Consider the following 16,082-nt stretch of genomic DNA (forward strand, 5'->3'; position numbering starts at 1 on the left):
GTGTTTGGAAGAAAGGGAATATAGCATGAGAAAAGTAGTTTTGTATCTTGGAATGAGTCTGGACGGATATATCGCGGACAAAAACGGCGGTGTGGGCTGGATGGAGGAGGATGATACGGGGAGCCTGGAGGAGAGCAGCTACCCGGATTTTGTTCAGACAGTGGATACCGTCCTGATGGGATATACCACCTATCATCAGATAAGGACGGAGCTTTCGCCGGATAACTGGGCATATGCGGGAATGCAGACATATGTATTCACACATCGCAGTGAGCAGGATGAGGAGGAAATACATTTTACAGATAAAGGACCTGAAGAGCTTGTCCGACGGCTGAGAGAACAGAAAGGGAAGGATATCTGGCTCTGCGGAGGCGCTGATTTGGTGAAGCAGTTCGTGGAAGCGGACCTGGTAGATCAGTACAGGATTACCGTGCTGCCTGTGCTGCTGGGTGATGGTATCCGTTTATTTGGAGGCGGAGGCCGGCAAAGAAAGCTGAAGCTGACAGGGACAGAGCGGTATGGCGGTATGACAGAACTTATTTATGAAAAACAGTAACCGCCCGGCGGCATTTTTCTGCATGCATGGCATTTTTATGCATGCCTGGCATGCATATGCTCCGGCGTGCATAAAGGAGAGGAAATGAAGGAAAGTACAGAAAACAGATGCCGACAATTCATAAAAAATAAAGAAGTAATCAGGAAGGAATTCAGCTGGGAAAGCACCTATATGTATCCTCTTTGCGCGGCGATTTTCACTATGAACGGCAAGGAGGCGGACGGTGGGCAGCTGAAGGCATGTACAGAGCTGCTCAGGCAGCATACGGGCATGTTTTCCAATTTCCGAAGCACTGCCAGACTGCCAATCGCATCCTTGATGGCAGTATCAGGGAATCCGGAAAGTACGATTTCGAATGCGCTGAAGGTATATGGGATGCTGAAGGAGGAGTTTTTCGGTTCTGCTTATCTGCCTCTGACGGCGATGGTAATTGCGCAGATGGCCGAGCCTTTTGATTATGAACATATAGTAAAACGAACCCGCGCGTTATATAAGGAAATGAAATCAGAGCATCCGCTGCTTACCTCCTCGGAGGACAGCTCCTTTGCCGCGCTGCTTTCACTATCGGAGAGGGATGACAGTACATTGCTATCGGAAGCGCAGAGGTGCTATGAGCTTTTGAAGCCGCAGTTTTTTTCAGGAAATGCGGTTCAGTCGCTGAGTCATGTTCTTGCGCTGGGAGACGGAAGGGCGGAAGAAAAATGCAGCCGGACGCTGCTGCTCTATGACCGGCTGAAGGAACGGGGATACAAATACGGAACGGATTATGAGCTGCCGACGCTTGGTGTGCTGGCACTGTCGGAAAGCGATTTGATGGAAATCGTGACGGAAATGACGGATACGGATGATTTTCTGGCAAAGCAGAAGGGACTGGGCAACTGGAGCATCGGGAGAAAACAGCGGCTGATGTATACGGGAATGCTGGTACAGGGAGAGTATGTAAAGACAGACGGCCTGGAGACCGCTGCGATCAACGGGACGATTTCCATGATTGTGGCACAGCAGGCAGCCATGTGCGCAGCCGTCGCGGCCTCCACGGCAGCCGCCGCCTCCAATTCCTCCTCATAAGTCAAATTCCTCCAAGCTATGGGACATCAAATTTGAAACGTCGTGAACGGCGGTATTTGACTCTCGCGGCAGCCGTCAAAGGGATGTACGAGTGCATCACGTTGGCTCGTTGATCGCGGAAATAAAAAAGAAAAGAGAAAGTGTATGGAAATTATCATCAGACAGGAGCTCCCGGAGGAGTATTGGGAGACGGAATATATGACTAAAAAAGCGTTCTGGAATCTGCATTTTCCGGGCTGCAATGAGCATTATCTTGTCCACCGGCTGCGTTCTGACAAGGCGTATATCCCGGAACTGAGCAGGGTTGCCGTGTCAGACGGCAAAATTGTGGGAACCATCATGTATTCCGCTGCCAGGATCGAGGGCGCGGAGGGGAGCAGTAATGAGGTGCTTTGCTTCGGGCCGCTTTGCGTTGATCCGGCAATGCAGAATATGGGGATTGGCGGCCTGCTTTTGAATACGACAATGCAGCTTGCCAGAGAGGAAGGATATCCGGGAATTGTGATTTTTGGGGAACCGGGCTATTATCCTAAATTTGGTTTTCAAACCTGTGATCATTATGAGATTACCACCGCGGAAGGTAAAAATTTTGACGCATTTATGGGAATTGAGCTGGTGCCCGGAGGCCTGCGCAGCATGCCGGGAAGGTTTTTTGAAGCGGAGGTGTTTGAGAGCCTGACCGAAGAGGACACGGAAGCGTTTGATAAAGGCTTTCCTTATATGGAAAAGCTGAGGCTGCCCGGACAGTGGGATTATGATGCCGGGACCAAGCAGAAAGATGGGGAAGAAGCATGATTTTTATAGACTCGTCAAAATGTACGGGCTGCGGGCAGTGTACGCGGGTATGCCCATTTACGGTACTGCGGCTGAACCAGGAGGGAAAGGCGGAAAATACCGGGAAAAAGTGTATTGCCTGTATGCATTGCGCGGCGATTTGCCCGGCGGAAGCAATAACTTATGATTCCCGGCCCGCTGTGGCGGAAAAGACCCAGCCTTTGCCGGAGGACTGCAGTACAACGGTAAAACAGCTGATATACCAGCGCCGTTCCTACCGCAGGTTTTTAAAGAAAAAAGTTCCCGGGGATATCCTGCGGGCTGCGCTGGATGCGGCGGAGAATGCGCCCAGCGCCAAGAATGAGCATCCGGTCCGGTGGATAATTCTGGAGAGTGAGGAAATCAGGCAGTGCATCATGGACTGGATTCTGGAATATTGCAGGGAAAACCAGGTCTCAATGGAATTGATTTCAGAATATGCCAATGGTAATAATCCGGTAATGGGGGAAAATGCGGTTATTATCATCGGAATATGCCGGAGAAATTCCATAAATCCCGCGCAGGATACGGCAATAGCCCTGACTTCGGCAGAGCTGCTGCTCCAGGCTGAGGGGATCGGCACTTGCTGGGGCGGCTATCTTACCCGTTTCCTGAATCTCATTCCGGAATGCCGCATGGTCCTGGAAATTCCGGAGGGCTATGAAGTATACGGGACGCTGCTGGCAGGCTATCCCGACCGTCAGAATTACCGTTACCTGCCTGCCAGGAAAAAGGCGGAGATAAAAATCATCTGATTTAAACGGAAACGGCGGTGGCCTGATTTTCCGGAAGGGAAAGAGGTATATGGAAGGATTATATATTATCGGAGGCTCTCCTTGCAGCGGCAAGAGCACCATAGCGGAAATGATTGCCGAAAAGTATGATTTTATCTACTTTAAGGTGGACGATTATCTGGAACAGTATATGAAAAAGGCGCAGGAGGATGGGAAGCCGCTTTCTGAAAGGGCCATGCAGATGTCCCCGGAGGAAACCTGGATGCGCAGCCCCCGGTTACAGACGGAGGAGGAGCTGGAAATCTACAGAGAGATTTTTACATATATATGGGAAGCTTTGAGCACTTTTCCAGAGAAAAAGAAAATCATAACGGAAGGAGCGGCATTTTTGCCGGAGCTCGTTTCTGCTGTGGGAGTGGATAAAAAGCATTATATCAATATTGTTCCGGTGAAGGATTTCCAGTACCATTTTTACAGCCAGAGGCCCTGGGTTCCCTATATTTTAGAGGGCTGTACAGATAAGAAAAAGGCTTTTGAAAACTGGATGGAGAGAGACGCGCTTTTTGCGGAAGCGGTGCATGCGGATGCAAAGCAGAGAGGGTATGCCTGCCTGGTAACGGACGGAAGCATTGGAATTGATGAAATGTTCCGGACGGTATGCAACCTGTTTGAATTATAATAAAGAAGCTGCCATTTCCGGGAGTTTTTTCCGGGGCTGGCAGTTTTTTCTTTTACTGTGTAATCCATAGAAAAATACGGGAAATAATAGTATAATAGAAACAGTCGCAGCAGTATGGAGAGCTGAACTGCTGCAAACAGATTATGCTGAGAAAAACTGGCGGAGAAGCCAGAGGAGGAGGTAATAGATGGAGGAAAGAATAGCCACTTTGCGCAGAATCCTGGATGAAAGCAGCTGTACGGTAGCCCTGTGCGGATCGGGAATGATGGAAGAAGGGGGATATATCGGAGTAAAAAATCCGGACAAAGCGTATGATATTGAAAAGAAATACGGATATTCGCCGGAAGAGATTTTTACCAGTGCGTTTTATAATACGCGGCCGAAGCTGTTTTTCGATTTCTATAAGCAGGAGATGCTGAACGGCGGCCCGGAGCCTACGGAATCAGAGGCTGTGCTTGAAAAGATGGAGCAGGATGGGAAGCTTCAGTGTATTATTACAAGCAATATTTATGAGTTGTGCCAGAGGTCCGGTTGTAAAAATGTGATAGAGCTGCACGGAAGTATTTACCATAATATCTGCCAACGGTGCGGCAGGGAGTATCCTGTGGAGTATATCAAACAGGCGCATGGGATTCCTGTATGCGAGGACTGTCAGATTCCCATTCGCCCCGGTTTGTTTTTCTTCCGGGAAATGGCCGACAGTCAGCTGGTAACGCAGGCGGTGGAGGAGATTAACCGGGCGGAGGTTCTGCTGCTGCTGGGAACCAATCTGAATTCGGAGGTATTTTCCCACTATATCAAATATTTCCAGGGAAAATATCTTGTGATTATACATCAGCGGAGCCATTATCTGGATGACAATGCGGATATGGTTTTTATTGATCAGCCGAAGAATATTCTGTCCAGGCTGGGATATGTGTAATCTTGTCGTATAATCCTGTAGGTGCTTATCAAATGGGGGATGCCTGCATAATGGAATAGAGAGAAATGGCCGGAGAAAGGAAGGATCCCGGCCATTTTTGATTTGTTTTTAGAAGGAAGAATATGCGTTCCAGGCTGTCCGTTTGGCGGTTGCAGTGAGGGGTGAAGCGGGGTTACAGTTTCACCGCTTTTATAATAAAAGAGAGCGGCATTTTCTTTGCCCTGAAAGGCGAATAGTAGGAATCCGAAAATTCATATTCCTGGGAAAGGGTTTCGGCGTCTGTTTCCTCAACAAGTTTTTCCACCTTAAAGCCGGCACCAGCCAGGGCATTGATCCAGCCGGACATCTTATGGTTATGAATGGTGACAGGATTTCCGCGCTGGATATAGGAAAAAGGATTTTCATCAAGATATGAGCCATTTAGTACCAGCTTTTCCCCCTCCGCATCGATGCAGCGCATAAGCGGATGATCCCATGAAAAAATGAGAATGCCGCCCCTCTTCAAATAACAGGAAATCCTGTCTATGGTAGTATTCAAATCCACAGTCCATCCCAGGGCATAAATAGAATAGACCACGTCAAAATAGTCTGTGGGAAGATCGCAGTCAGATTCCATGGGCGCGTTGATAAGGTGAGGCTCATATCCTGACTGTGTCAGATAGGTACGGGCATTTTCAAGCTGTCTGGTGGACATGTCAAGACCCCATATTTCTTCGGCTCCATGTTCTTTGCACCATTTCAGGGAATGGCCGCTTCCGCAGCCGATATCAAGAACTTTTTTTCCGGTAAGGGCAGGAAATAACTGCAGCTCTTCCTCTGAAGGGACAAGGCGGCCGTAGCTGGGAAGGGCTGTGCTTCCAAACCAGGAGTCAGCCATAGCATCCCAGCTGTTTTTATTTTGTTCCAGTATTTTGGTACTGTTTATGTTTTTTTCTATCATGTTGTTTCTCCTTGGGCGGTAATCCAATCATTCAAATCGATATCCAGATAGCTTTGTATTTCCTGTTTCAGGGATTCTGACAGGGTATCGGCGCGTCTGTGGGAACGGACATAAGGATTTATGTAACGTTTTTTGGCAGCTATTCTAATGTTTTAGAAAGATAAAGAACCAAATCATCATTATTGCAGCAATTACCGTAAGGCACACAGATTTGATTCTGATACCACACGCCGGTGCCGTCAGGAACATAACCTCTTTTTACATACATGCGCTGTGCGCTGCCATAGCCGGAATGGAGGCCCACACCCAGACATACGGTATCCGAACGGGTTTTGGCGAGCTTTTCCGCAATGTCCATCAGGCGGCGGCCGATCCCGCGGCAGCGGTATTTTTCCAGGACGCCGAAGTCAACAATTTCCGGTATGTTCCTGTTTGCAAAAGCGCCGGCAGGCGGATTCCAGTAGACATTGATATAGCCTGCGGGAGCGCCCTTATATTCGGCTGTCAGAGCGAGGCAGTCCCCTTTTTCCTGATCGGCAATACGCATTTTGTATTTATCCGGGGAGGCATGCCAGCCCTGTTTGATTTCTTCATCACTGAAGATTTGAGGATCCGGTTCCCGCATTTCCCGGATAAGAATGTCATTTTCATTCAAATAAAGCATAGAAATTCCTCCCTTGCTGGTACATAATTGATGAAAATTTGTTCCGCCGTATACAACGGCCTTTTTTGTAGTAGAGGTAGCAGGCGGAACAATACACGCAGCTTTTTTGTAAATGTAATGTCAGTATACAGGGTAGTTCTGCAAATGGCAACATGAGAGCAGAAACAGTAACACGAAAATAAAAGCTCTGGATATTACGATATGAAATTAGGGAAATTGAATAATTGGGATAAGTTTTTCGGTGAAAAAAGCCAGAAGTGACCTGAGATGCCGGGATACTGGATAATTTATGTAAAACGGCAGAATACTAGAAACAGATGTAGATAAATTTTTATCAGAAAAATTTTTTGGATTTCTGTTGACGGTTTGGCTTCCGGTTTTTATAATAAACTTTCAAAAAACTTTTATAGTGAGCGTTTATGCTGTGATAAAGCGGTCAGGAAGGCCATCAAATCTGTGCTCACGATAAAAGTGTTTCAGGAAGATACGGACTCAGACGATAAAATACGCCTGAGTCTTTTCATGCCGGAGCAAAGCAAAAAGGAAAATCCTCTGCTTGCCAGAGGGCTCGCATTTTGCTCCGCAAAACCAGGAGGAAAATCCTCTGCTCGCCAGAGGGCTCGCATTTTGCTCCGCAAAACTAGGAGGAAAATCCTCTGCTCGCCAGAGGGCTCGCATTTTGCTCCGCAAAACTAGGAGGATTGATATGCTGCTGCAACATGAGAGAATATGGATAACGGGGGCACAGGGGCAGGTGGGAAGCGCTTTTGCCAGGATGCTTGATACAACAGAGCTGGATGTGCTTCTTACGGATATTGACGAGGTGGATATCACGGATATGGACGCTGTGAGGAACTATGCCGAAATGTACAGGCCGGATTGTGTCATTAACTGTGCCGGAATCTGCGGTCCGGCGTTCTGTGAGGAGAACAGCGATCTGGCCTATAAGGTAAATGCCGTCGGCGCGCGGAATTTGAGTGTTGCCGCCAGAAGCGTGCACGCGGAGCTGGTGCAGATATCCACAGATGATATTTTTGACGGGAGGGCTTCGGAGCCTTATAACGAATTTTCAACGCCCATGCCGGTAACGGTATATGGGAAATCAAAGCTGGCCGGAGAGGAGTTTGTAAAAACCATTGCGCCCAAATTCCTGATTATCCGCAGCTCCTGGGTTTACGGAGACGGGGAAAATTTTGTGACGCAGCTGTTGCGGAGAGCGGAAACGGAAAGCTGCATAAGGGTGCCCGGGGATCAGCTGGGAGCGCCTACAAGCGCGGATGAGGTGGCAAAGGTGATTTACCGGCTGCTGGAAAAGGATGCCTATGGTCTGTACCATGCGGTCTGCGGCGGTGTGTGCAGCCGGTATGAATTTGCCAGGCGCATCCTTACGCTTGCAGGGAAAAATACGGAAATCCTGAAGGCGGACAGCGCCGGGGAAAACGGTCATCCGTCTTATGCGGTGCTGGATAATCTGATGCTGCGCCTGGATGACATTGAGCTTCCGGTATCCTGGGAAGAGGCGCTTCGTGCCTATATGAATAAAATGCGGCGGTGAGGATGCCGGGCGGCTGTGACAACACTGTAAACAGAAGTAACCGTTCCGTAATCGGGACGGTTGCAAAAGGAAGAGGATCGATGAAGAAAAAGAAACGGAATCTGACAACCATTATATTTATAGCATTGATTTTAGGGGCGGCTGTGGGGCTGGCGTTGAATCTTTGGGCGCCTCAGGGGTATGTGAGGGATGAGGTGATTGTCAACGGTATTTTTTATGTGATAGGGCAGGGGTTTATCCGGCTGATGCAGATGCTGGTGGTTCCGCTGGTTTTCTGCTCCCTTGTCTGCGGCAGCATGGCAATTGGAGATACCAGGCGGCTGGGAAAGGTCGGTATGAAGACCATTGCTTTTTATCTGTTGACCACGGCTATCGCCATTACGGTAGCCATATTGCTGGCAAGCCTGATCAATCCGGGGACAGGGCTGGATATGGGGAGGATAGAGACAACGGAAACTGCTGTGGGGGAAAAGCTGAGCATGGCGGATACCCTGCTTCAAATTATCCCAACCAATCCGCTGGGGGCGCTGGCAAGCGGGGAGATGCTGCCTATCATTCTGTTTGCGCTGATAATCGGCGTGATTCTTGCGCACAGGGGAGAAAAAGCGGATACGGTTTCTTCCTTTTTCAGCCAGTTTAATGATATAATGATGGATATGACCATGGGGGTGATGAAGCTGGCTCCGGTGGGAGTATTCTGCCTGATTGCCAGAACCTTTGCCGGGCTGGGGCTGGATGCCTTTTTGCCGTTGCTGAAATATATGCTGGCTGTGTTTCTCGCCCTGGCGCTGCAGGGGCTTGTGGTTTACCAGGTGCTGCTGAAGCTGTTTACCGGCCTCAGCCCGGTGCGTTTTTTGAAAAAATTCGCTCCGGTTATGGCGTTTGCCTTTTCCACGGCGACCTCCAATGCCACCATCCCGCTTTCCATCGATACGCTTCACCGGAAGATGGGCGTGAGCAAAAAGATTTCTTCCTTCACGATTCCGCTTGGGGCCACCATCAATATGGACGGCACGGCTATCATGCAGGGAGTGGCGGTGGTGTTTGCTGCGCAGGCCTTCCATATCCAGCTGAGCGCAGCAGATTTCCTGACGGTAATCGCTACGGCCACGCTGGCGTCCATCGGTACGGCGGGCGTGCCAAGCGTGGGGCTGATTACACTGTCCATGGTTTTTAATTCCGTAGGTCTGCCGGTGGAGGCAATCGGCCTGATTATGGGGATTGACAGAATTCTGGATATGACCAGGACAGCGGTCAACATTACAGGGGATGCGGTCTGCACCACCATTGTGGCCAGGCAGGATAATGCAGTGGATGTGGAGATTTTCAACAAAATGGTTTAGTGCCAAATTCCCCCATTCAGCCTGGCAGCGCCATCCGGGGAGGGAAAAGTATGGAGAAAAAAGCGCCGGACACAACGCCGGTTGTATTGATGAATTTTACCCATGTGTATGAGCAGGAAAGCTTCTATAAAAAGGAGCCGCATTGTTGGATTGATCTGACGGATCTGGAGGGTGTGAACGGGTACTGCGATGAAAATGCGGGAAAGGCCATCCGGGAGCGGATTGCCAGGCTGTCTCCTTATGGGCTGCATTTTATTGATTCCGGAAATTATCATTATGTGAGCAAGTTCTGGACGGACAGGATACGGGAGGATTTCGTGCTGGTCCTGTTTGATCATCATACGGATATGCAGCCTTCCCGGTTTGGGGAGCTGCTCAGCTGCGGTTCCTGGGTGAAGGATGTGCTGGATGAAAATCCTTTTGTCCGGAAAGCGGTCATAATCGGCGCGGATAAGCATTATCTGGACCATATTGATGAAGCATACCGCGACAGGCTGGTTTGTTTTACTACGGATTCGCTTGGTATGGGGAAAAACTGGCGGGCATTTGCTCAGGCGCATGTGCGGCTCCCTGTTTTTATATCCATTGATAAGGATGTGCTTTCACCAAAGGAGGAGATTACGGACTGGGATCAGGGAAATATGAGTCTGGCCATGCTGGAGGGAATTCTCCAAATCCTGATTCGCAGGCACAGGATCCTTGGGATCGATATTTGCGGGGAATGTCCTGAACTTCTGGGAGAAGGTCTGGAAGCGGTTCGGGTGAACGACACCGTCAATGAAAAGCTGGTCAATTTTCTGAAAGATCAGATTTTCATGAAGAACAACCGGGCCGTGATCTGCCGGATTGAAGAGCCGGATTTTGGCTGTGAGGAACGGCCGGAGGGCAGGCCGGCGGCCTGCCGGGTATTCCTGAAGGAGCTGCCGGAAAATGGAGATGGCAGCCGGTGCAAAGACAAAGTTTTTGCCATGCTGATGGAGGAAAAGCTCCTGGAGGAACGCGGACTGGCGGAAGGAATGAAGGTGGTGCTGGATGAGGACGGCACGTTGGTAAAGGTTTTGGAAACTGGCGGTCTTTGAAAGGCCGGTGGAGAAAAGGATAGCGCGCCGGGGGCGCAGAGGGGAGCGGGAATGAAAAGTGCGGTTTTTTATGGGCATATGATTGGCTACGGAACGACCGTAAATGGCGGCTTTGCGGAGTACTGTGCGGTGAATTGCCGTCAGGTCTACCGGCTGGGGGAAAATACCTCTTTTGAGCAGGGCGCCATGGCGGAGCCGGCGGCATGCTGCCTGCATGGTCTGGATATGTGTGAAATCAGGCCGGGACATCATGTGGTGGTTATCGGAGGCGGCATGATAGGGCTTCTTATGGTGCAGCTGGCAAAGCTGGCCGGGGCAGCCAGAGTAGCGCTGCTGGAGCCTGTGGAAGGAAAGCGTGAGGTGGCAGGAAGGCTGGGCGCGGATCTGTGCATCGATCCGCTGCATGAGAATGTAAAGGACGCGCTGACGGCTGCGGGAATGACCTGGATTAATACGGTGATTGAATGTGTGGGAAGGCCCTTCACCATGGAACAGGCAATTGAAATTGCCGGGAATAAAGCGGTGGTAATGATGTTCGGGCTGACAAAGCCGGAAGACACAATAGCGATTAAACCGTTTCAGATTTTTCAGAAAGAGCTGGTGCTGAAGGCATCCTATATCAATCCTTATACCCAGAAGCGGGCACTGGAACTTATTGATTCCGGACGTCTTGATGTGAGCAGCATGGTTTCTGAGGTGTGTGGGCTGGATCGTCTGGAGGATATTCTGAGCAAGCCTGAAATTCGTGCTAAGGGGAAATACATTATTTCTCCGGAAAAATAAAACTGGTTTTGCAGAAAAAAATGTGGAGCCGGGTCCTTGCAGGGGCCGGCTCCGTTGGAGTCAGTGATTGTGGTGCCGGTTATCCTCTGCAAAGCCTTATCAGTCGTACACTGATTCGGATTCCCATTCCAGGATGGTTCCGGTTGCCGCATCAATATCAAATTCATATTTCATTTCATTGTAGACGATTTTCACTTCATATTTCATTATTCCGTCATCATAATCCGTCTTGATGCGCAGGTTGCTGTCCGTGGCGCCGGGCACCTTTTCCAACGCAATTTTCTTGGCGTCGGCTTCGCTTATGGAGCCGGCCGGGAGGGCGGCGTTTTCGCCAGATGCGGAAGAACTGGCGGAATGCCCGTTATGGGTTTCAAAATCAAAGCTGCGGATTGCGCCGGTAACAGCGTCAATGTCGTAATCGTACTCCGTATTCCCTGAAACAAATTCAACCTCATACTCTGTAACGCCGTGATCGGTATCCAGTTTTATTTTGAAATAGGAAATATCCTCTTCCTTAAGGCCGGCATGCTCCAGGGCAATTTTTTTGGCATCCTCTTCACTGATATAAGCAGCCTGGCCTTCGGTACCTCCGTCTGCGGCTGCTGCGGCCTTTATTCCGCTGTCGGCTATGGGAACACTGTCTCCTGCAGCAGGAAGCGGCGTATCGCTGTTTTGCTTTTCCGTGACTGAAACGGTGGAGCCGGAAGCGTCTGCCGCCAATGTTTCCTGGGTGGTGGTGATTTCCTGGGTTACTGTATTTTCGTTGTCCCGGCCTGTGCAGGCTGTGAGCAGGACTGCTGATATTCCAAACATACAAGGCAGTAGAAATAAATGTTTTTTCATAATGAACTCCTTTCTTATTTTCCCTTTTGTTAAACTAATCTTATAATGTCAAGATTAAAGGAAAATTAAAAAGAATAAAAAATTATTGTTTAACCGCAGCCTGCAGAAAAGGGATGGACAATTAAATCTGCTGCAAAAAATCATTGAATATTTGAACGTGAAGTTCTTCATCAAGCGACAGGCGCGCGAGCATTTTTGAAACGCAGGGATCCTTGATTTCCTGCGACTGTTCTGCATATGCCTGAGCGGCAAAACACTCTGATTTGGCGTTATTGGAAAGAAGGGTGCGAAGGTCGCAGCTGTAGTTTATCATATTTCCGCACCAGTAGGAGTTGTTCATTGTGGAACGGCATTCCGGTTCGCCGCCAAGAAGCGCAATCAGCTGGCCGATGATGGCATAGTGGTGCTGTTCCACCGCGGCCAGGCGTTTTATGACGCAGCGAATGGTTTCATAATCATTTTCGATAGTCCAGGACTGGTACAGATAGGTGTGCACGGTGGTCATTTCACTGGCGGCAGAGGCGAGGTCAGGCATGAGTAACTGGGCGTACTGCGGATTTTTTTCCTGAACGGCGATGGGAGGATACCAGTTGGAGTGTATTACCGGAATGCAGTCAGGGTTGCTGCAGATGCTGTATTTGATGTTGTTCATGAGATGTTCTCCTGGGAAAAAGTATCGATATTAATTAGTAATTTGTATGTGAAGGCAGAGGGATATAGAATTACTTTGTTTTAAATCGGCTGTTTTTTGAGATAGTATATTTATTTACAGGCGTATGTTAAAATAGAACAATGACCTGTTACATTTTTCAGATGTATTGGAATGGAAAAATCGACGGCGCAGAGCTTTGGCCCCGTATGCCATAGGCTGGTACCGGGGACGCATGGCAAGGATATAACAAAGGAGTAATCATGCTTCATAATAAAAAGCAAAACTGGAAACCGTTTGACATGAATAAGAAGCCCGTAAAGCAGTATCCGTTTCTGGTGCCGCTCATTTGGGGCGCCTCCTGGCTGATGACCAGGAGGTTCAGGCTGAAAATTGAGAAAGAAAATATGGAGCATATCCGGCCGCCCTATCTTGTGCTTTCTACGCATCAGGGTTTTTCCGATTATTATATTGCGCCGCTGGTACTGTTCCCTCACCGTGCGAATTATGTATCGGATATGGAGGGCTTCGCGGCCTTTGGCGAATGGCTGTACCGGAGTATCGGCTGTATTGGAAAGAGAAGATATGTTTCCGATGTGGCGGTAGTAAAAAACATCTATTACGCTTTACATAACAAAAAGCAGATTGTTGCTGTTTTTCCGGAATCCAGACATTCCAATGTGGGAACCACCTCCAGGATTCCGGGAAATATGGGGAAGCTGGCCAAACTGATGAAGGCGCCGGTGGTGACGCTGTCGGTTCACGGAAGCTATCTTGCCGGCCCCTTCTGGGACGAAGAGCACATAAGGACGGTGCCCATGGAGGCCAGGCTTACCTGTATTTACACGGCACAGGAGCTGGAGAGGGCCGGGGATGAGGAGGTTCAGCAGAAAATAGAGGAAAAATTACAGTATGACGAATACCGCTGGCAGAAGGAAAAGGGGATTGCCATCCGTTATAAAAACCGGGCGGAAGGGCTTCATATGGCGCTTTATCAGTGCCGGGCCTGCAAAACGTCTTTTCGTATGGAGAGCTGCGGCTGTGTGCTGCGCTGTTCCGCCTGTGGGAAGGAGTGGGAAATGGACGAGTACGGGCAGCTGCTGCGGGGAGAGGAAACACAGAGGATTCCCGACTGGTATGAGTGGCAGCGCAGGAACGTGGAGGAGGAAATTCTTCGGGGAGAGTACCGCTGTGACCTGTCTGTTCGGCTATGGGAAGCCGTTACTTTTCCGCATTTTTTGGCTGCGCGGGAAATGTAAACGTGAATCGGGTGCCTTCTCCGGGACTGCTTTCCACGGAAATTGTGCCCTTGTGAGCCTGCGTGATCCATTTGACCATGGGAAGCCCCAGGCCGGAACCCTGCCGTTCCCCGGAGCTTCTGGCGGAATCTACCTGATAAAAACGGTTCCATATTTTATCCAGCTTATCCTTTTCAATGCCGATTCCGTCATCGGCAACAGAGCCGGTAATGTATCCGCTGCCGGAGGAAAGGGTAATGAGCGTATGGCCGTTCTGCCGTCCATAGGTGATGCTGTTGGAAATCAGATTGATAAAAAGGCGCATCATCATGGTTTCATCTCCGCAAAACAGGATATCGGGCTGGATATCGGTTTCCAGCGTGATGTTTCTTGCAGCAGCAAGGCTGCGCTGTTCTTCCGTTATGATTTCGGCCAGCTCGCTCAGGTTCAGGATTTCGGGATGAAGCTGCTGCTTTCCGCTGTCTGCGCGGGCCAGGGTGAGGAGCTGGGAAATCAGGTTGGACATTTTGCGGGCCTGGTTCGTTATGGCCCGGATGCAGCCTCTGGTTTCCTCAGGGGTGGTATCTTCCCGGGAGGCATATTCGCATTGGGAGAGGATGACGGCTACGGGGGTGCGGAGCTCGTGGGAGACATCCGAGGTAAACTGTTTTTCATTTTCAAAGGAGGCCTGGAGCTTATCCATCATACGGTCGAAGGTATGGGCCATTTTGTGGACCTCATCCTTTCCTTCCCCTACCCTTATCCTTCGGGAGAGGTCGTTCCCTTCGCTGATCTGCCGGGCAGTCTCAGTCATGTCGGCCAGGGGGGCAAGGGTTTTGCGGATGATCAGGTAGCCGCCCGCCGCGATGCAGAGAACGAAAAACGGCAGGAAAATAAGCGCCAGCCGCACCAGGATATGGAGGGCGGCATCCGTCTGTGTCTGGGAGGCGATGCCGCGTACCCACAGATTGCCGTAGCCGTCAATTTTCTGGCAGTAATCGTAGACATACCAGAGATTCTGGCCGGAGGTCACCTGCTGGATTTCATCCATGATAAGCATGGGGGCACCGTGGAATAAAGAAGGCGTCCGGCCATACAGCAGAGCGCCCTGCGCGCTGTAAACGGAAATATAGATGCCTTCTCCCAGGAAATTAATATCCTTGTCAAATTCAAGGACGCCGTCCTCATATTCTATTTCATGAAAGCTTCTGGTTACCGTATCCTTCAGCCGAAGCTGGGCATTGGAAAGCACCTGGCTGCTGCTGATGGAAAAAAGAAGCCAGAGTATGACGATTATGAGGATGGTCATGAAGACGGTATACCAGAGTGTGATTTTAAACTTTATGGATAAATTTTTCATCGTATCCCTTTCGCTGGCGGCTTCGTTTTAAGCTTCCTTCAGTACGTAGCCCACGCCCCGGACCGTATGGATGAGCTTGGGGGAGAAGCCGTCGTCTATTTTTTTGCGCAGATAGCGGATGTAGACATCCACTACGTTGGAGCCGCCTTCGTAATCGTAATTCCATATATGCTGTTCTATTTTTTCTCGGGTCAGGACAATGCCCTGATTGCAGATCAGATATTCAAGGATGGAGAATTCTTTGGAGGATAGGGTGATCTGCACGCTGCCGCGGGCCGCGGTCCTGGCATCACAGTCCACAACAAGGTCGGCAATCCGGTAGCAGTTGTCCGGTCGGCCGCCTTCACGGCGCAACATGGCACGGATGCGCGCCAGCAGCTCTTCGAAGGCAAAGGGTTTTACCAGGTAATCATCCGCGCCGCCATCCAGTCCGGCTACACGGTCGGGCACGCTGTCCAGCGCGGTCAGCAGGAGCACGGGGGTTTTATTTCCTGCGCTTCGCAGCTTCTTCAGCACTTCCAGCCCGTTTATCCCGGGCATCATGATATCCAGAATTATGGCGTCGTATTCAGCCATGGCCAGGCAGTCAAGGGCTTCCCGGCCGTTTTGGCAGGAATCCACAGAGTAGTGGTTTTTAATCAGAGTTTTTGTGATGACATCGTTCAGATCCTTTTCGTCTTCTGCAACCAGTAAACGCATGAGAGCCTCCTTTTTTTAATTAATGGTGTCAGATGTATATGCTTATTTTTTAATTATGCATGGGAATAATGAAAGTAATATTAAAAAGGGCCAGTTAAAAATATTTTGCAGCAGCAGGTTTCTGTCTGAAGTATATCATTTTTGGCAATAACTGTGA

General features: G+C 49.7%; 17 protein-coding genes. 11 read left to right on the top strand and 6 right to left on the bottom strand.

The genetic code is table 11. The features are described 5' to 3' along the window. The first annotated feature begins 25 nt into the window (after positions 1 to 25). From FYJ45_RS03960 to FYJ45_RS03985, 6 genes are all read left to right on the top strand, one after another. Positions 26 to 556 carry a dihydrofolate reductase family protein gene (locus tag FYJ45_RS03960; RefSeq protein ID WP_154463573.1) on the top strand — a complete coding sequence of 177 codons (531 nt, stop codon included), beginning with the start codon at positions 26 to 28 and terminating at the stop codon, positions 554 to 556. An 84-nt stretch (positions 557 to 640) separates the two neighbouring features. Then, positions 641 to 1,624 (top strand): DUF4003 family protein, encoded by a 984-nt coding sequence (locus tag FYJ45_RS03965; RefSeq protein WP_154463574.1) that lies wholly within the window; start codon positions 641 to 643, stop codon positions 1,622 to 1,624. 144 nt (positions 1,625 to 1,768) lie between these two features. Further along, on the top strand, positions 1,769 to 2,419 hold the full coding sequence (locus FYJ45_RS03970) for a GNAT family N-acetyltransferase (RefSeq protein ID WP_154463575.1): 651 nt from the start codon (positions 1,769 to 1,771) through the stop codon (positions 2,417 to 2,419). Continuing rightward, positions 2,416 to 3,192: a nitroreductase family protein gene (locus FYJ45_RS03975; RefSeq protein WP_154463576.1), complete on the top strand. Its 777-nt coding sequence runs from the start codon at positions 2,416 to 2,418 to the stop codon at positions 3,190 to 3,192. Before FYJ45_RS03970 ends, FYJ45_RS03975 begins: the two co-directional genes overlap by 4 nt. Before the next feature lie 49 nt (positions 3,193 to 3,241). Further along, entirely contained in the window at positions 3,242 to 3,850 is a 609-nt protein-coding gene (locus FYJ45_RS03980) for a nucleoside/nucleotide kinase family protein (protein WP_154463577.1), read from the top strand. Between the two features lie 187 nt (positions 3,851 to 4,037). After that, positions 4,038 to 4,772, top strand: coding sequence for an SIR2 family NAD-dependent protein deacylase (locus FYJ45_RS03985; RefSeq protein ID WP_154463578.1), 735 nt, complete (start codon positions 4,038 to 4,040; stop codon positions 4,770 to 4,772). Positions 4,773 to 4,944: 172 nt separating this feature from the next. Here the strand turns inward: FYJ45_RS03985 and FYJ45_RS03990 are convergent, their stop codons facing one another. Continuing rightward, positions 4,945 to 5,712 carry a class I SAM-dependent methyltransferase gene (locus FYJ45_RS03990; RefSeq protein ID WP_154463579.1) on the bottom strand — a complete coding sequence of 256 codons (768 nt, stop codon included), beginning with the start codon at positions 5,710 to 5,712 and terminating at the stop codon, positions 4,945 to 4,947. Between the two features lie 139 nt (positions 5,713 to 5,851). Then, entirely contained in the window at positions 5,852 to 6,376 is a 525-nt protein-coding gene (locus tag FYJ45_RS03995; protein ID WP_154463580.1) for a GNAT family N-acetyltransferase, read from the bottom strand. Positions 6,377 to 7,082: 706 nt separating this feature from the next. Between FYJ45_RS03995 and rfbD the strand changes: the two genes are divergently transcribed. The 4 genes from rfbD to FYJ45_RS04015 all read left to right on the top strand — a co-directional run bounded on the left by rfbD (position 7,083) and on the right by FYJ45_RS04015 (position 11,136). Beyond that, complete coding sequence (rfbD, locus tag FYJ45_RS04000) at positions 7,083 to 7,931, top strand: dTDP-4-dehydrorhamnose reductase (RefSeq protein WP_154463581.1); 849 nt, start codon at positions 7,083 to 7,085, stop codon at positions 7,929 to 7,931. An 80-nt stretch (positions 7,932 to 8,011) separates the two neighbouring features. Then, complete coding sequence (locus FYJ45_RS04005) at positions 8,012 to 9,274, top strand: dicarboxylate/amino acid:cation symporter (protein WP_154463582.1); 1,263 nt, start codon at positions 8,012 to 8,014, stop codon at positions 9,272 to 9,274. 50 nt (positions 9,275 to 9,324) lie between these two features. Beyond that, a complete protein-coding gene (locus tag FYJ45_RS04010) occupies positions 9,325 to 10,353 on the top strand; it encodes an arginase family protein (RefSeq protein ID WP_154463583.1) in 1,029 nt (342 codons plus the stop codon). Positions 10,354 to 10,404: 51 nt separating this feature from the next. Next, a complete protein-coding gene (locus FYJ45_RS04015; protein WP_235930543.1) occupies positions 10,405 to 11,136 on the top strand; it encodes a zinc-binding dehydrogenase in 732 nt (243 codons plus the stop codon). Between the two features lie 99 nt (positions 11,137 to 11,235). Here FYJ45_RS04015 and FYJ45_RS04020 read toward each other — a convergent pair whose 3' ends face one another. Beyond that, on the bottom strand, positions 11,236 to 11,979 hold the full coding sequence (locus tag FYJ45_RS04020) for a PepSY domain-containing protein (protein WP_154463584.1): 744 nt from the start codon (positions 11,977 to 11,979) through the stop codon (positions 11,236 to 11,238). Between the two features lie 121 nt (positions 11,980 to 12,100). Continuing rightward, on the bottom strand, positions 12,101 to 12,631 hold the full coding sequence (locus tag FYJ45_RS04025; RefSeq protein ID WP_154463585.1) for a ferritin-like domain-containing protein: 531 nt from the start codon (positions 12,629 to 12,631) through the stop codon (positions 12,101 to 12,103). Between the two features lie 260 nt (positions 12,632 to 12,891). Here FYJ45_RS04025 and FYJ45_RS04030 point away from each other — a divergent pair, with 260 nt between their 5' ends. After that, entirely contained in the window at positions 12,892 to 13,887 is a 996-nt protein-coding gene (locus tag FYJ45_RS04030) for a 1-acyl-sn-glycerol-3-phosphate acyltransferase (RefSeq protein ID WP_154463586.1), read from the top strand. Here the strand turns inward: FYJ45_RS04030 and FYJ45_RS04035 are convergent. Together FYJ45_RS04035 and FYJ45_RS04040 are read right to left on the bottom strand one after the other, a co-directional pair. Further along, the gene (locus tag FYJ45_RS04035) at positions 13,850 to 15,226 is read right to left on the bottom strand and encodes a sensor histidine kinase (RefSeq protein WP_154463587.1); all 1,377 of its coding nucleotides are present in this window, start codon (positions 15,224 to 15,226) and stop codon (positions 13,850 to 13,852) included. The genes FYJ45_RS04030 and FYJ45_RS04035 overlap by 38 nt on opposite strands. A 27-nt stretch (positions 15,227 to 15,253) precedes the next feature. Beyond that, a complete protein-coding gene (locus FYJ45_RS04040) occupies positions 15,254 to 15,925 on the bottom strand; it encodes a response regulator transcription factor (RefSeq protein ID WP_154463588.1) in 672 nt (223 codons plus the stop codon). Between the last annotated feature and the right edge of the window lie 157 nt (positions 15,926 to 16,082).

This window comes from Eisenbergiella porci (assembly GCF_009696275.1).
GTDB classification, from domain to species: domain Bacteria; phylum Bacillota; class Clostridia; order Lachnospirales; family Lachnospiraceae; genus Eisenbergiella; species Eisenbergiella porci.

Excerpts from the sequence above, each read along its gene's own strand:
- FYJ45_RS03980 (WP_154463577.1), top strand. The coding sequence starts at position 3,242 with ATGGAAGGATTATATATTATCGGAGGCTCTCCTTGCAGCGGCAAGAGC.
- FYJ45_RS03965 (WP_154463574.1), top strand. The coding sequence starts at position 641 with ATGAAGGAAAGTACAGAAAACAGATGCCGACAATTCATAAAAAATAAA.
- FYJ45_RS04025 (WP_154463585.1), bottom strand. The coding sequence starts at position 12,631 with ATGAACAACATCAAATACAGCATCTGCAGCAACCCTGACTGCATTCCG.
- FYJ45_RS04010 (WP_154463583.1), top strand. The coding sequence starts at position 9,325 with ATGGAGAAAAAAGCGCCGGACACAACGCCGGTTGTATTGATGAATTTT.
- rfbD (WP_154463581.1), top strand. The coding sequence starts at position 7,083 with ATGCTGCTGCAACATGAGAGAATATGGATAACGGGGGCACAGGGGCAG.
- FYJ45_RS04030 (WP_154463586.1), top strand. The coding sequence starts at position 12,892 with ATGCTTCATAATAAAAAGCAAAACTGGAAACCGTTTGACATGAATAAG.
- FYJ45_RS04005 (WP_154463582.1), top strand. The coding sequence starts at position 8,012 with ATGAAGAAAAAGAAACGGAATCTGACAACCATTATATTTATAGCATTG.
- FYJ45_RS03960 (WP_154463573.1), top strand. The coding sequence starts at position 26 with ATGAGAAAAGTAGTTTTGTATCTTGGAATGAGTCTGGACGGATATATC.
- FYJ45_RS04035 (WP_154463587.1), bottom strand. The coding sequence starts at position 15,226 with ATGAAAAATTTATCCATAAAGTTTAAAATCACACTCTGGTATACCGTC.
- FYJ45_RS03990 (WP_154463579.1), bottom strand. The coding sequence starts at position 5,712 with ATGATAGAAAAAAACATAAACAGTACCAAAATACTGGAACAAAATAAA.
- FYJ45_RS04040 (WP_154463588.1), bottom strand. The coding sequence starts at position 15,925 with ATGCGTTTACTGGTTGCAGAAGACGAAAAGGATCTGAACGATGTCATC.
- FYJ45_RS03985 (WP_154463578.1), top strand. The coding sequence starts at position 4,038 with ATGGAGGAAAGAATAGCCACTTTGCGCAGAATCCTGGATGAAAGCAGC.
- FYJ45_RS04020 (WP_154463584.1), bottom strand. The coding sequence starts at position 11,979 with ATGAAAAAACATTTATTTCTACTGCCTTGTATGTTTGGAATATCAGCA.
- FYJ45_RS04015 (WP_235930543.1), top strand. The coding sequence starts at position 10,405 with ATGAAAAGTGCGGTTTTTTATGGGCATATGATTGGCTACGGAACGACC.
- FYJ45_RS03970 (WP_154463575.1), top strand. The coding sequence starts at position 1,769 with ATGGAAATTATCATCAGACAGGAGCTCCCGGAGGAGTATTGGGAGACG.
- FYJ45_RS03975 (WP_154463576.1), top strand. The coding sequence starts at position 2,416 with ATGATTTTTATAGACTCGTCAAAATGTACGGGCTGCGGGCAGTGTACG.
- FYJ45_RS03995 (WP_154463580.1), bottom strand. The coding sequence starts at position 6,376 with ATGCTTTATTTGAATGAAAATGACATTCTTATCCGGGAAATGCGGGAA.